The organism is Limnohabitans sp. 2KL-17, assembly GCF_003063415.1.
Classification (GTDB): Bacteria; Pseudomonadota; Gammaproteobacteria; order Burkholderiales; family Burkholderiaceae_C; genus Limnohabitans_A.
Window position 1 is genome coordinate 1 of sequence record NZ_NESK01000097.1, and the last position, 770, is coordinate 770.

At 59.1% G+C, this 770-nt stretch carries 1 protein-coding gene; it reads left to right on the forward strand.

From position 1 onward, the window contains the following. The coding region (locus B9Z45_RS17155; protein ID WP_158270455.1) for a hypothetical protein at positions 1-770 on the forward strand (770 nt) is incomplete at both ends.

Genomic DNA, 770 nt, shown 5'->3' on the forward strand with positions numbered 1-770 from the left:
CTTTGTGGCCGCCGCCCAGGTCCTGGTGAACAGCGACATCAAAGTGAGCGCCAACAGCGTCAATGCGGCTCAGCTGCCCACCATCACCAATTTGCTGACCAACGGCAGTTTCACGACAAGCACACCCGGCGAAGCTGCACCGACTGGATGGACAGTTGGTGGAACCAATAGGATCTACTCCGGCGCACGCGGCGCGGACGGAGATGGGGGTGTCAGCATGGGTTTTGGCACTGGCTTTAATGACATCAGCGCTCGCAGCTTCATCACCCAGACCATCAGCACGGAAATCGGTAAAAGCTACACTTTTCAGGTGGAGGCCTATGGTTGGAGCTCAGGGCAAGACTCCGCTGTGACCTTGTCGGCCTACGACGGAGCCTCTGCAGCCGGCACAGCCACGGTTTCAGAAAACTTTGTCTGCGGGCCCGACCAGGCGTCGGAAACACACAACAACCAGGGCCGGACGTACAGCATCACCTTCACCGCCCAATCAACGTCGACAACGGTGCGAATTCTCGATTCAACCGCTGCACTCAGCGTTGGAGAAGACCTGATCGTTGACCGTGCCATCGTGTTCGAGACCGCCACGGGCTACATCAGCGGCTCTACGGGAGCGACAGACACCTCCATCAACGACACCCTGTTCGGCACCAGTGCCAATGACAAAATGGCGGGCGGTACCGGCAACGACACCATCAATGGGCAGGGCGGGACCAACACAGCGCTGTACACAGGCAGCCGTAGCCAGTACACCATCACCATCGCGTCTGGCA